This window comes from Mycobacterium hubeiense, from assembly GCF_002838065.1.
GTDB classification, from domain to species: Bacteria; Actinomycetota; Actinomycetes; order Mycobacteriales; family Mycobacteriaceae; genus Mycobacterium; species Mycobacterium hubeiense.
Genome location: NZ_PIZU01000002.1, coordinates 70,481 through 81,909 on the forward strand (window position 1 = coordinate 70,481; position 11,429 = coordinate 81,909).

13 protein-coding genes are annotated in these 11,429 nt (G+C 67.0%); 8 read left to right on the forward strand and 5 right to left on the reverse strand.

The window, feature by feature from the left end; all coding sequences use genetic code 11:
- Positions 1 to 56: 56 nt before the first annotated feature.
- From CWS39_RS02045 to CWS39_RS02055, 3 genes are read left to right on the forward strand one after another with little or no spacing between them, the layout of a single operon-like run.
- Positions 57 to 1,055 carry a hypothetical protein gene (locus tag CWS39_RS02045; RefSeq protein ID WP_102141455.1) on the forward strand — a complete coding sequence of 333 codons (999 nt, stop codon included), beginning with the start codon at positions 57 to 59 and terminating at the stop codon, positions 1,053 to 1,055.
- A 9-nt stretch (positions 1,056 to 1,064) separates the two neighbouring features.
- Positions 1,065 to 2,231, forward strand: coding sequence for an FAD-binding oxidoreductase (locus tag CWS39_RS02050; protein ID WP_102141253.1), 1,167 nt, complete (start codon positions 1,065 to 1,067; stop codon positions 2,229 to 2,231).
- 19 nt (positions 2,232 to 2,250) lie between these two features.
- Entirely contained in the window at positions 2,251 to 3,153 is a 903-nt protein-coding gene (locus CWS39_RS02055) for an aldose 1-epimerase (protein ID WP_102141254.1), read from the forward strand.
- An 81-nt stretch (positions 3,154 to 3,234) separates the two neighbouring features.
- Here the strand turns inward: CWS39_RS02055 and CWS39_RS02060 are convergent, their stop codons facing one another.
- The 4 genes from CWS39_RS02060 to dnaK are packed head-to-tail and all read right to left on the reverse strand — an operon-like array spanning position 3,235 to position 7,333.
- Positions 3,235 to 3,615, reverse strand: a complete 381-nt coding sequence (locus CWS39_RS02060) for a heat shock protein transcriptional repressor HspR (protein WP_102141456.1) — start codon at positions 3,613 to 3,615, stop codon at positions 3,235 to 3,237.
- Positions 3,615 to 4,784 (reverse strand): molecular chaperone DnaJ, encoded by a 1,170-nt coding sequence (gene dnaJ, locus CWS39_RS02065; RefSeq protein ID WP_102141255.1) that lies wholly within the window; start codon positions 4,782 to 4,784, stop codon positions 3,615 to 3,617. Before dnaJ ends, CWS39_RS02060 begins: the two co-directional genes overlap by 1 nt.
- A 24-nt stretch (positions 4,785 to 4,808) precedes the next feature.
- Positions 4,809 to 5,468, reverse strand: coding sequence for a nucleotide exchange factor GrpE (grpE, locus tag CWS39_RS02070; protein ID WP_102141256.1), 660 nt, complete (start codon positions 5,466 to 5,468; stop codon positions 4,809 to 4,811).
- The gene (dnaK, locus tag CWS39_RS02075; RefSeq protein WP_102141257.1) at positions 5,465 to 7,333 is read right to left on the reverse strand and encodes a molecular chaperone DnaK; all 1,869 of its coding nucleotides are present in this window, start codon (positions 7,331 to 7,333) and stop codon (positions 5,465 to 5,467) included. Before dnaK ends, grpE begins: the two co-directional genes overlap by 4 nt.
- A 405-nt stretch (positions 7,334 to 7,738) precedes the next feature.
- Between dnaK and CWS39_RS02080 the strand changes: the two genes are divergently transcribed.
- Positions 7,739 to 8,074, forward strand: a complete 336-nt coding sequence (locus CWS39_RS02080) for a hypothetical protein (RefSeq protein WP_102141258.1) — start codon at positions 7,739 to 7,741, stop codon at positions 8,072 to 8,074.
- On the forward strand, positions 8,049 to 8,309 hold the full coding sequence (locus CWS39_RS02085; protein ID WP_102141259.1) for a hypothetical protein: 261 nt from the start codon (positions 8,049 to 8,051) through the stop codon (positions 8,307 to 8,309). The genes CWS39_RS02080 and CWS39_RS02085 overlap by 26 nt, the downstream gene beginning before the upstream one ends.
- Before the next feature lie 73 nt (positions 8,310 to 8,382).
- Here CWS39_RS02085 and CWS39_RS02090 read toward each other — a convergent pair whose 3' ends face one another.
- Positions 8,383 to 9,345, reverse strand: a complete 963-nt coding sequence (locus tag CWS39_RS02090) for a DUF2189 domain-containing protein (protein ID WP_102141260.1) — start codon at positions 9,343 to 9,345, stop codon at positions 8,383 to 8,385.
- Between the two features lie 209 nt (positions 9,346 to 9,554).
- Between CWS39_RS02090 and CWS39_RS02095 the strand changes: the two genes are divergently transcribed.
- The 3 genes from CWS39_RS02095 to CWS39_RS02105 are packed head-to-tail and all read left to right on the forward strand — an operon-like array spanning position 9,555 to position 11,419.
- Positions 9,555 to 10,277: an oxygen-binding di-iron domain-containing protein gene (locus tag CWS39_RS02095; protein WP_102141261.1), complete on the forward strand. Its 723-nt coding sequence runs from the start codon at positions 9,555 to 9,557 to the stop codon at positions 10,275 to 10,277.
- A gap of 32 nt (positions 10,278 to 10,309) precedes the next feature.
- A complete protein-coding gene (locus CWS39_RS02100; protein ID WP_102141262.1) occupies positions 10,310 to 10,834 on the forward strand; it encodes a hypothetical protein in 525 nt (174 codons plus the stop codon).
- Positions 10,835 to 10,885: 51 nt separating this feature from the next.
- Positions 10,886 to 11,419, forward strand: coding sequence for a TIGR03085 family metal-binding protein (locus CWS39_RS02105; protein ID WP_431306075.1), 534 nt, complete (start codon positions 10,886 to 10,888; stop codon positions 11,417 to 11,419).
- Positions 11,420 to 11,429: the final 10 nt, after the last annotated feature.

Here is an 11,429-nt window from a genome sequence, read left to right on the forward strand (position 1 = left end):
GCTCAGACGGCGTTACGCTCATCGCAAGAATTCACCATCCGATGAAAGAGGCCGTCATGACAACGCAGTCAGCGCCGCAGAACACCCATCACGCGCCGCCCAAACACGAGCCGCCCGCCGCGATCCGCGCGACCGGCATCGTCATCGCCCTCGCGGTGGCGATCGCGGTCGTCGCCATCGCGTTCGCGCTGCCCGCGGCGCGCTCCAAGCCGCACGACGTGCCGATCGGCGCGGCCGGACCGCAGGCCGCCAGCGGCCAAGTGGCCCAACTGCTCGAGCAGAACGCCCCCGGCGCGTTCGAGGTCACCTACTACCCCGGCGAGCAGGCCCTTCGCGAGGCCATCCGCAACCGCGACGTGTACGGCGGCATCTCCTTCTCCCCCGACGGACGCAAACTGCTGATCGCCACCGGCGGCAGTCCGGCCGTCGCGCAACTGCTGACGCAGGTCGGCCAAGGCATCTCGCAGAAGGCCGGCGTCGCGCTGCAGACCGAGGACCTGGCCCCGCCCACGGCCGACGATCCGCGCGGCACCGGGCTGGCCGCGTCGGCGCTGCCGATCACCCTGGCCGGTCTGCTGCCGGCGATCGCGCTGGTGCTGGCGCTCAAACGTGAGGTGTGGACGCGCCTGATCGCCGTCGTCGCGTTCGCGCCGATCGCGGGCTGGACCATCGCCGCGCTGCTGCGCTACGTGTTCGGGTCCATCGAGGCGAACTTCTGGGGCGTGGTCGGCGGTCTGACGCTGGGTGTGCTGGCCGCCGGGCTGACGATCCTGGGGTTGGGCTCGCTGTTCGGACGGGCCGGGCTGGCGGTCGGCGCGCTGCTCGCGCTGCTGCTGGGCAACCCGCTGTCCGGGCTGAACAGTGCGCCGGAGATGCTGCCCAGCGGCTGGGGGCAGTTCGGCCAGTGGCTGCCGCAGGGCGCCAACGCGACACTGCTGCGCTCCACGGCGTTCTTCGACGGGGCCGGTGCCACCACCGCGATCGTGGTGCTGACCTGCTGGGCGGTGTTCGGTGCGGTGCTGGTCGTCATCGCCGCGCTACGCCGACGCGCCTAAAATTCCGGCGTGGGACTCGACGACCGTGACGCACTGCGCGTGCTGCGCGACGCGGTCGACCCGCAAAACGGGTCTTACGAGCTGATCCGGCAGTTCTACCTGCACTGGTTCGCCACCGACCTCTCGGCCCGCGACCTGTTCCCCCCGGACATGGACAAGCAGCACGCCGTGTTCGCGCACGCCATCAGCTGGCTGCTCGGGGAGCTGATCGACCAACGCGCCGAGGAGCCGGTGGCGTTCCTCGCGCAGCTGGGCCGCGATCACCGCAAATACGGTGTCACCCAACAGAATTACGACACCATGCAGGACGCGTTGTGCACCACGCTGCGCAACCATCTCGCCGATCGCTGGGATGACAGGCTCGCCGAGGCCGCGCATGACGCGGTCGCCCTGATCATCGGTGTGATGCGCGGGGCTGCAGACGCCGAGCAGGGCCCGCCGTATTGCGACGGCACCGTCATCGAGCACATCCGCGCGACGCGCGACGTCTCGGTGATCCGTCTGCAACTGGATGAGCCGCTGTACTACCACCCCGGCCAGTACGTCACCGTCCAGGTGCCGCAGTGGCCGCGACGCTGGCGCTATCTGAGCCCGGCCATCCCCGCCGACCGCGGCGGCGCCATCGAATTTCACGTCCGCTCGGTGACCGGCGGCATGGTCAGCCCCGCGATCGTCGGTGAAACCAAACCCGGGGACCGGTGGCGGTTGTCCAATCCGCACGGCGGGATGCACGTCGACCGCGACGGCGGCGACGTGCTGATGGTGGCGGGCAGCACTGGCCTGGCGCCGCTGCGCACGCTGATCATGGACATGACCCGGTTCGGCGAAAACCCGCGCGTGCACCTGTTCTTCGGCGGGCGCTTCCCGTGCGACCTCTATGACCTCAAGACGTTGTGGCAGATCGCGTCCAACAACCCGTGGCTGTCGGTGACGCCGGTGTCGGAGTACAGCATCGACCCGCCGTGGGCCTCCGACTATCCCGATGTGCAGCCGCCGCGCGGCCTGCACGTGCGGCAGACCGGGCGCCTGCCCGAGGTGGTGACGCGCTACGGCGGCTGGGGAGATCGGCAGATCTTGATCTGCGGCGGGCCCCAGATGGTCGAGGCCACTAAGGCCGCGCTGATCGCGAAAGGTGCACCCGCCGCACGCATCCAACACGATCCGTTGGCCAGTTAGCCGTGGCAGGATCGGGCTCATGACCGAGTTCGAAACCGTCACGCTGCGGGACCCCTCGTCGCCGTTGACCGCGACCTATGTGCCCCACGCGGGCATGATCGCGACGTCGCTGTCCGACGGCGGCGTCGAACTGCTCGGTCAGCGTCGCGGCCTCGAAGCGTACGTCAAAACGCATCGCACGATGGGCATCCCGATCCTGTATCCGTGGGCGAATCGATTGAGCAGCAACGGGTATGGCGTCGACGGGGCCGTCGTCACGCTGACGCCGGGCACCGGCGGCGTGCGGACGGATCAGCACGGCGTGCCGATCCACGGGACACTCGCCGCCTACCCCGGCTGGGAGGTCACCACGCAGCTGGAGTCGCAGCTGACGGCCGAACTGGACTATGCGGCGCGTCCGGGCCTTCTGGCCAGTTTCCCGTTCCCGCACCATCTTGCGCTGGATGTCACTTTGCGTGATCGGACGCTGACGGTGCGCACCACCGTGACCGCGACGACGGGCTCGCGGGTGCCGCTGTGTTATGGCTTCCACCCGTATCTGCAGTTGCCGGGCGTGCCGCGGGCGCAGTGGCAGATCGAGACGCCGGCCATGCGGTTGCGCCCGGTGAACGCCTGGGGCATCCCGACCGGCGAGACGGAGCCGCACGAGGCGACCACAGAAGTGTTGGGCGACACGTTCATTGACGAGGGTTACGACGAAGTGCCGCCGGGCGCGGTATTCGCCGTATCGGGCGGTGGCCGGCGCATCGAGGTGCACTTCGACGAAGGCTATCCCGCCGCACAGGTTTTCGCGCCCGGCGACGACGACGTCATCTGCTTCGAGCCGATGGCAGCACCGACCGATTCACTGCGCCGGGGCGGCTATCACGAGGTGCGACCGGGCGAGTCTGCGAGCGCGCAGTTCTCGATCAAAGTGAGTTAGCGGGCGGGCGGGCGACCGCTTGCGTAACGCCACGGCGGAAAATCCGCCGAAATTTCGCCCTGGCGTTACGCACGTGGCGCACTAGCGCTTGTTGCGCGGCTGCCAAACGACCACCGCGGTGCTCTTGGGCAGCAGGGCGACATCACGGCGCTGCCCGCCCCGGGCCCGTTCGAGCTCTTCGGTCAGCTCGCGCACTCGGGCCTGAAGCGCCTCAACCTGATTCGTCAGCTCGATGATGCGTTTGATTCCGGCGAGGTTGACGCCCTCGTCCTGCGAAAGCCGTTGCACCTCGCGCAGCAGCTCCACGTCGTGCTGCGAATACCGCCGTCCCCCACCGGAACTGCGCTGCGGGCTGACCAGGCCGAGCCGGTCGTAGGTGCGCAACGTCTGCGCATGCATTCCGGCCAGCTCGGCGGCCACCGAGATCAGAAACGTGCGGGCCTCTTCCTTGCGCTTGGCCATCAGACGCCCGCCCATCCGGCTCGCGGATCAAATCCGCTGGCCCGCTCGGCTTTCGCATAGGCCTCCAACGCTTCGACCGCTTCGTCGTTGAGGTGCGACGGCACCGCGACCTTGACCTTGACCAGCAGATCGCCGTGACCGCCGGAGCGCTTGGGCACGCCTCGGCCCCGCACCCGCAGGATGCGTCCGTCGGACGTCCCTTTCGGCACCCGCACCCCGACCTTGCCCTCCAGCGTCGGCACGGAAAGCGTTGTTCCCAAAGCTAACTCGTGGAAGCTCACGGGCACGGTGACGGTCAGATCGTCGCCCTCACGGCCGAAGACCTTGTCGGGCCGCACATGTACTGTCACATACAGGTCGCCCGACGGCGCGCCACGCAGGCCCGCCTCGCCTTGCCCAGGCAGCCGGATGCGTTGGCCGTCCTCGACGCCCGGCGGGATCCGCACGTTGATGGTGCGCGTGCGCGTCGTCACGCCGGTGCCTTTGCACTCCCCGCACGGGTGCTCGATGATCGAGCCGCTGCCCCGGCATTCGGTGCACGGTTCGGAGAAGCCGAACGCGCCCTGGTTGCGGCTCACCACACCGGAGCCGTTGCAGGTGGGACACACCTTTGGGCTGGTGCCCGGACGTGCCCCGCTGCCATGGCAATTCGTGCACGGCGCCGGACTGGTCAACCGCAAGGGCATGGCCACGCCCTTGGTGGCTTCCAGGAACGACAGCTCGGTTTCGGTCTCCAGGTCGTTACCGCGGCGTGGACGGCTCGGCCGCGGCGAAGCGCCCCGACCGAACAACCCACCGAACAGGTCGCCGATATTCGCGCCGCCGGTCTGACCGGCCGCGTCGAACAGGTCGTTCAGGTTGAATTCGACACCGTCCCCGCCGAATCCGCCGAAACCGCCACCGCCGCTGAACCGGCCGCGACCGAAGCCGCCGCCGGCGAACAGCCGCCGGGTTTCGTCGTATTCCTTGCGCTTGGCCGGATCCGAAAGCACGCTGTGCGCCTCGGACACCGCCTTGAAGCGCTCGGCTGCGTTCGGGTCCGGGTTGGTGTCGGGGTGCAGATCGCGGGCCAACTTTCGGTAGGCCCGCTTGATGTCGTCGGCGCTGGCGTCAGAGGAGACGCCGAGCTCCTTATAGAAGTCTTTTTCGACCCACTCACGTTGGGCCACGCCGCGTCACCTCCTCACCTGGCGCTAGTTGTCGTCTGATTCTGCGGTGTCGTCACTGGCCGCGTCGGCGTTATCCGGCGTTTCCGGGGTTACAGCCTCCGGCTCCGGCTCGGCGCCGTTGTCCTCGCCGTCCGGCACGGTGTCGACCACTCCGACCATCGCGTGACGCACCACTTGATCGCCGACCTTGTAACCACGACGCATCACCGCGCCGACGACCGGATGCGTCCCGTCGCCCTCGTGCTGCACCGCTTCGTGCAGCGCCGGGTCGAACTCGTCGCCCTCCTCGCCGAAGGCCGAAAGGCCAAGCCCCTCAAGGGCGGTCACCAACTTGTCGGCGACCGACTTCAGCGGACCGGCCTCCAGGTCACCGTGGCTGCGGGCGCGGTCGAGATCGTCGAGCACGGGCAGCAGCTGGGTGACGACGGCCGCTTTCGACCGCTCGGCGACCAACTGCTGGTCGCGCAGCGAGCGCTTGCGGTAGTTGTCGTACTCCGCCTTGACGCGTTGCAGGGTGGACTTCAGCTCGGCAACCTCATCCGACGACGCCGATCCCGCCTCCGCCTCCGGCGCCGGCCCACTGGGGGCCGACGCCTCGGCGGTCTGACGGATTTCGCCGGTCTCGGGATCGATACGCCGTTTGTCGGTGACGGTCACCGGCTCGTGCGAATCGTTTGAGCTCACTTGTTCTCCCGATCATCGTCAACAACTTCGGCATCGACCACATCGTCGGCCGAGGGACCACTGCCATCAGGGCCCGGCGCCCCGGCACCGCTGGCCGCAGCCTCGGCCTGGGTGGCCTCGTAGATGGCCTGGCCCAGCGCCTGGCTCTCGACGCCCAGCTTCTCCATCGCGGACTTGATCGCGTTGATGTCGGTACCCTCCAGCGCCTTCTTGGCGTCGGCGACCGCCGCGTCGACCTTATTCAGCGTGTCCTCGGGAACCTTCGATCCACCCTCGGCCTCGCGCTGCTCCTTGACGAACTTCTCCGTCTGGTACACCAGCGTCTCGGCCTGGTTGCGGACGTCGGCCTCCTCGCGACGCTTGCGGTCCTCCTCCGCGTGCGCCTCGGCGTCCTTGATCATCCGGTCGATCTCCTCCTTGGACAGGCCGGAGCCCTCCTGGATTCGGATCGTGTTCTCCTTACCGGTGCCCTTGTCCTTCGCCGTGACGTGCACGATGCCGTTGGCGTCGATGTCGAAGGTGACCTCGATCTGCGGCACGCCGCGCGGGGCCGGCGGGATGCCGGTCAGCTCGAAGCTGCCGAGCAGCTTGTTGTGCGCGGCGATTTCGCGCTCGCCCTGATAGACCTGGATCTGCACCGACGGCTGATTGTCGTCGGCCGTGGTGAAGGTCTCCGACCGCTTGGTCGGGATCGTGGTGTTGCGCTCGATCAGCTTGGTCATCACGCCGCCCTTGGTCTCGATCCCAAGCGACAGCGGCGTAACGTCCAGCAGCAGAACGTCTTTCACCTCGCCCTTGAGCACGCCGGCCTGCAGCGCGGCGCCCACTGCGACAACCTCGTCGGGGTTGACGCCCTTGTTGGGCTCCTTTCCGCCGGTGAGCTCCTTGACCAACTCGGTCACCGCGGGCATACGCGTCGAACCACCCACCAGCACCACGTGGTCGATGTCAGACACCGAGATCTTGGTGTCGGCGATCACCGACTGGAACGGCTTGCGGGTGCGGTCCAGCAGATCCTGCGTGATGCGCTGGAACTCCGCGCGGGTCAGCTGCTCGTCGAGGAACAGCGGGTTCTTGTCGGCGTCGACGGTGATGTAGGGCAGGTTGATCGAGGTGCTCTGCGAGCTGGAGAGCTCGATCTTGGCCTTCTCGGCGGCCTCACGCAGCCGCTGCATGGCCATCTTGTCCTTGGTCAAATCGATGCCGGAGGTGCCCTTGAACTTGTCGACGAGCCAGTCGACGATGCGCTGATCCCAGTCGTCACCGCCGAGGTGGTTGTCACCGGAGGTGGCACGGACCTCGACGACGCCCTCGCCGATCTCCAGCAGCGAGACGTCGAACGTGCCGCCGCCGAGGTCGAACACCAGGATGGTCTGTTCCTTCTCGGCCTTGTCCAAACCGTAGGCGAGCGCGGCCGCCGTCGGCTCGTTGATGATGCGCAGCACGTTCAGCCCCGCGATCTGGCCGGCCTCCTTGGTGGCCTGACGCTGGGCGTCGTTGAAGTATGCGGGCACGGTGATGACCGCGTCGGTGATGTCCTCACCGAGGTAGCTTTCGGCGTCGCGCTTCAGCTTCTGCAGAATGCGGGCGCTGATCTCCTGCGCGGTGTACTTCTTGCCGTCAATCTCGATGGACCAGTCGGTGCCCATCTCACGCTTGACCGAGCGCACGGTCCGGTCGACGTTGGTCACCGCCTGGTTCTTGGCGGGCTGACCGACCAGCACCTCACCGTTACGCGCGAACGCGACGACCGACGGGGTGGTGCGGGAGCCCTCGGAGTTTGCAACGACGACGGGGTCGCCACCCTCAAGAACTGCGACGACAGAGTTGGTGGTCCCGAGGTCGATGCCGACCGCACGAGCCATGGTTTTGCCTCCTGAATAGACGTTCGTAATATCTGAGCGGGCTGCGCTCAAGCCTGCTCCTGCGGACGGCCGCTGTCAACTCAGACTTGAGTGTGTTGCGCTCAACTTGTCGAAAGGGTCAACGGCGGGTTTCCGCGTTTTGTTCCCACGCCGGCCAGCGCTTGTCGTTGACATTGCGCTGAGGGCTGCTTCTGCTCGCAAAACACGACCATCAGCGCAATCGCAACGGCCGGGGTCGGCGCAGGTCGGCAGACCGGCGATGTCGGTGCCGACTCGTACGTTCGATGCGTGCCCGGACTGCCTGATCTTCGCGACAGCATTCGGCACGAATGCATTCCCGAGCCCTGTGTGCTGTTGCGCGGCGGACCGGACTCCGCGGCGAAGTTATACAGACATATCGATCGGATGCGACGCGCGTTCCTTCTCGACGGCGACCCAGTGTTGGGAATATCGATGTTCGCCGCGCTCGATGAACTGGGCATTGATTCACGCGAGGGAATCCTCTCGGTGCGGCTCGCGACCTACAAACTCGTCCACACCGTGTCCGCCGGGGACCTTGTCGCGGCGGGGTTTACAGTCGTCCCCACCTTCCGGCGCCCTCACGCGACGGTTCTGTTGCCGTCCACCGACGACGTTCCGACGCTCGTGGATCTGCTCGGTTCGCCGCAGGTCAACGACAAGTATGCTGACAGCAGACGTCGAAGGAGGTGGATGGATGCCCGTCGTGGACATCGCCGCTGACCTGAACGCTGAAGATCAGACGGGTTACGTCTGGACCTTCCTCGACGAAGCGCGTGATCCCTCCATCGTCGTGCCGGGCGCTCTGGTGGTCGCAGGCGACGACGACGTCGCTGCCGTCGCCTTAGTTGTCGACCACGTCGACCATCCGAACGGCACGGTCGTGCACCTTGATCTGCTCCCCGGCTCCGTCAACGACTACTTGGAGCTTGCTAAACGCGTGCAGTCAACAATCTGAGCCGACCCCGCATCCAACAGCTCAAGCGTTGAGATTGCGCTAGCGGCTGATCGCCGAGTACGCCGGCCGATGCTCAGGTTGTAGCCACCGGCGAAATCGGCCCGCTGACCAGGAAGCGGTAGGCGTACGTCGCAGCGATGAGCGTGACCGGCCCGGTCACCAACAGGCCCACCAGACACAGCAGGGCGCCGACAATGTTCAGCCCCACGCACGCCAGCGCCAGCGGCAGCAACTGCGACACATGCTGTGAGGTCAGGTTGAAGCTCGACTTGATCGCCGCCATGGCGTCCTGGTTCTGATCGAGCACGAACGTCAGCGTGTACCAGGTGAGGTACATGGCGATCAGCCCCGGAATGACGCACAGAATCAGGCCGACCGAGGTGAGCAGGCCCACGAGCAGGCTCGCCAACAGGACCTGAGCGATGTTTCCTAGCTGAAAGAACGCTCCGAAAGTTGGCTTGTTGCCGTTCAATTCGTGCAGCGCCCCGCGAACGAATGCCGCCTGGATCAACGCGCCGACCACGAAAGCGATGACCAACCCGAGGATCGACATGATCAGCGAGCTACCGCCCGCGAACGCGTCGTCCATGTCGCCGGTCCCGAACTGCACGTTGAAGCCGCCGAACGGCGCCTGCACGGCCGCACTGACGATCGCGCCGAGCAGCGTGATGCCGACCCAGACGCCCCAGTTCGCCTTGAACTTCTCCCAGCCGTAGGAGATCGCGGCGCCGACGCTGAGCTGCGGCGGGGCGAAACCGCCGGCCGGTCCGTAACCCGCTGGCGGTCCATAGCCCAGACGGGGTTGCTGGCCATACCCCGGCGGCGGGGCGTATCCCGGCGGCGGGCCAGGCGGCGGACCATAGCCGGGCGGCGGCGGGGGCGGCTGCTGGCCGTACCCGGGTGGTGGCGGCGGTGGAGGGGGCGGTTGCTGACCGTATCCCGGCTGCTGGCCGTATCCCGGTTGCTGGCCGTACTCGTTGGGCGGGCCGCTGTATCCGGGCGGAGGCTGTTGGCCAGGCGGGGGATTCTCAGTCATCGGTGCAGTCCTTCTCAGTGGATCCGTTCCGGCTCACCGCCGATTCCACAGCGACAGAACCCGACCCATCGTGTGGTGTCAAGGGCGCCGCGCCCGCCAGCGACACATTTCCGCGATTGAGATTGCGCCCACGGCTGTGATCTCTCGGATTCAACGACCCTGTGTGCAATTTCAACGCGACCCACCTGGCGAAAGCGCACGCTAAAGCCATGGACACCACCGTCGATGAAATCGGTCCCGACATCTATCGCATCTCGACGTGGATGCCGGACATCACCGAGCACGGGTTCACGTTCAACCAGTTCCTGCTGACCGGCGACGAGCCGTTCCTCTTCCACTGCGGGCACCGCCAGCTGTTCCCGCTGGTCTCCGCGGCCATCAACAAGGTCATGCCGATCGAGAAACTTCGCTGGATCGCGTTCGGACACCTCGAGGCCGACGAATGCGGCGCGGTGAACCTGATGTTGGCCGCCGCGCCGCAGGCCGAGGTGATCCACAGCCCGCTGGCGATCATGGTGTCGCTGACCGACCTGTGCGATCGCCCGCCCGTCCCCGCACCCGATGGCGTGCTCGACACCGGCGGGCACCGGCTGCAGTTCATCGCCACCCCGCATGTGCCGCACAACTGGGAGGCCGGTCTGTGGTTCGACGAGGCCACTTCGACCCTGCTGGCCGGCGACTTGCTCACGCACGTCGGCAAGTGTCCGGCGTTAACCGAATCCGATTGTTCTGCACCGGCTTTGGAGACTGAGGGCTTTTTCCACGCCACCGGGCTCACCACGAATCTGCTGCCGACGATCGAGCAGCTGGCGGCCCTGAATCCGACGACGCTGGCGATCATGCACGGCTCGTCGTACACAGGCGACGGCGCCGCGCAACTGCGGGCCTTGGCTGACGGGTACGGCGCGATGATGGGCGCGTCGGTGCAATAACTCGCGGCGCTGACTGCCTAGCCTTATCCACGATGAAGGCGGTCGTTGGTTGCTTGCTCGTGGCGGGTGCGCTGCTCGCCGGCTGCCAATCCGACACTCAAGGCACACCCGTCACAAGTCCGGAATCGCCGACGGAGCCGAGCGTTGCGACCCCGCGACCACCCAAACCGACCGCTGCTCCGCCTCCCACAACCACTCCCCCGCCCAGGTCGCCCGGCGCCGAAGTGCTGCAGCCCGAGAACGGCTACGTGTTCATCGAGACGAAGTCGGGCAAGACCCGCTGCCAGATCAACCGAACCGAGGTCGGCTGCGAATCGCAGTTCACCGATTCGCCATCGATCGACGGAATGCCCGCCAATGGCGTGCGGGTCACTGCGGACGGCGAAATCGATTGGGTCGTCGGCAATCTCGGGGACATCCCCGCCGTCACGCTCGACTACCGCACCTATAAAGCACTCGGCTGGACGATCGAGGCCACCAGCGACGGCACGCGCTTCACCAACGACCGAACCGGCCGCGGAATGTTCGTCGCGGTGGAGGGCGTGCAGACGTTCTAGGGTTGACGCATGACCGTCGCTCAGCGTGAACGCGCCGCCCTCGTCGACACCATGCGCAGCGCAGGACCCGATGCGCCGACCCTCTGCGAAGGCTGGACCACCCGCGATCTCGCTGCGCATCTGGTGATCCGGGAGTACCGGCTCGACGCCGCGCCGGGCATCGTCGTGCCCGCGTTCGCGGGCCGCACCGCCAAGGTGCAGGACGACGTCACGAAGTCCACCGACTGGGAGCAGCTGCTGGACAAGATCGCGTCGGGACCGCCGATCTACTCGCCGCTCAAACTGCTGGATCCCGTCGCCAATGTCGCGGAGATGTTCATCCACCACGAAGACGTCCGCCGCGCGAAAACCGGGCTGGGAGCCGCGGGATCTCGACGACGCCACGGTCTCGGCCTTGACGAGGTCGCTGAAGTTCATGGCGCGCATGAGCATGGCCAAAGTGCCCGCCCACGTCGCGCTGCGCACGCCCGACGGCAAGACGCTGGCCACCGTCGGCAAGGGGCCCGCGGTGACGGTCACCGGAGAGCCAGGAGAACTGCTGCTGTTTGCCGCCGGACGCGAGGCGCGGGTCGAGTTCGAGGGTGACGACGACGCC

Bases quoted from the DNA above. Each gene is read 5' to 3' on its own strand.
- CWS39_RS02045 (WP_102141455.1), top strand. From the start codon at position 57: ATGACAACGCAGTCAGCGCCGCAGAACACCCATCACGCGCCGCCCAAA.
- CWS39_RS02055 (WP_102141254.1), top strand. From the start codon at position 2,251: ATGACCGAGTTCGAAACCGTCACGCTGCGGGACCCCTCGTCGCCGTTG.
- CWS39_RS02060 (WP_102141456.1), bottom strand. From the start codon at position 3,615: ATGGCCAAGCGCAAGGAAGAGGCCCGCACGTTTCTGATCTCGGTGGCC.
- dnaK (WP_102141257.1), bottom strand. From the start codon at position 7,333: ATGGCTCGTGCGGTCGGCATCGACCTCGGGACCACCAACTCTGTCGTC.
- CWS39_RS02080 (WP_102141258.1), top strand. From the start codon at position 7,739: ATGCGACGCGCGTTCCTTCTCGACGGCGACCCAGTGTTGGGAATATCG.
- CWS39_RS02085 (WP_102141259.1), top strand. From the start codon at position 8,049: ATGCCCGTCGTGGACATCGCCGCTGACCTGAACGCTGAAGATCAGACG.
- CWS39_RS02090 (WP_102141260.1), bottom strand. From the start codon at position 9,345: ATGACTGAGAATCCCCCGCCTGGCCAACAGCCTCCGCCCGGATACAGC.
- CWS39_RS02095 (WP_102141261.1), top strand. From the start codon at position 9,555: ATGGACACCACCGTCGATGAAATCGGTCCCGACATCTATCGCATCTCG.
- CWS39_RS02100 (WP_102141262.1), top strand. From the start codon at position 10,310: ATGAAGGCGGTCGTTGGTTGCTTGCTCGTGGCGGGTGCGCTGCTCGCC.
- CWS39_RS02105 (WP_431306075.1), top strand. From the start codon at position 10,886: ATGCGCAGCGCAGGACCCGATGCGCCGACCCTCTGCGAAGGCTGGACC.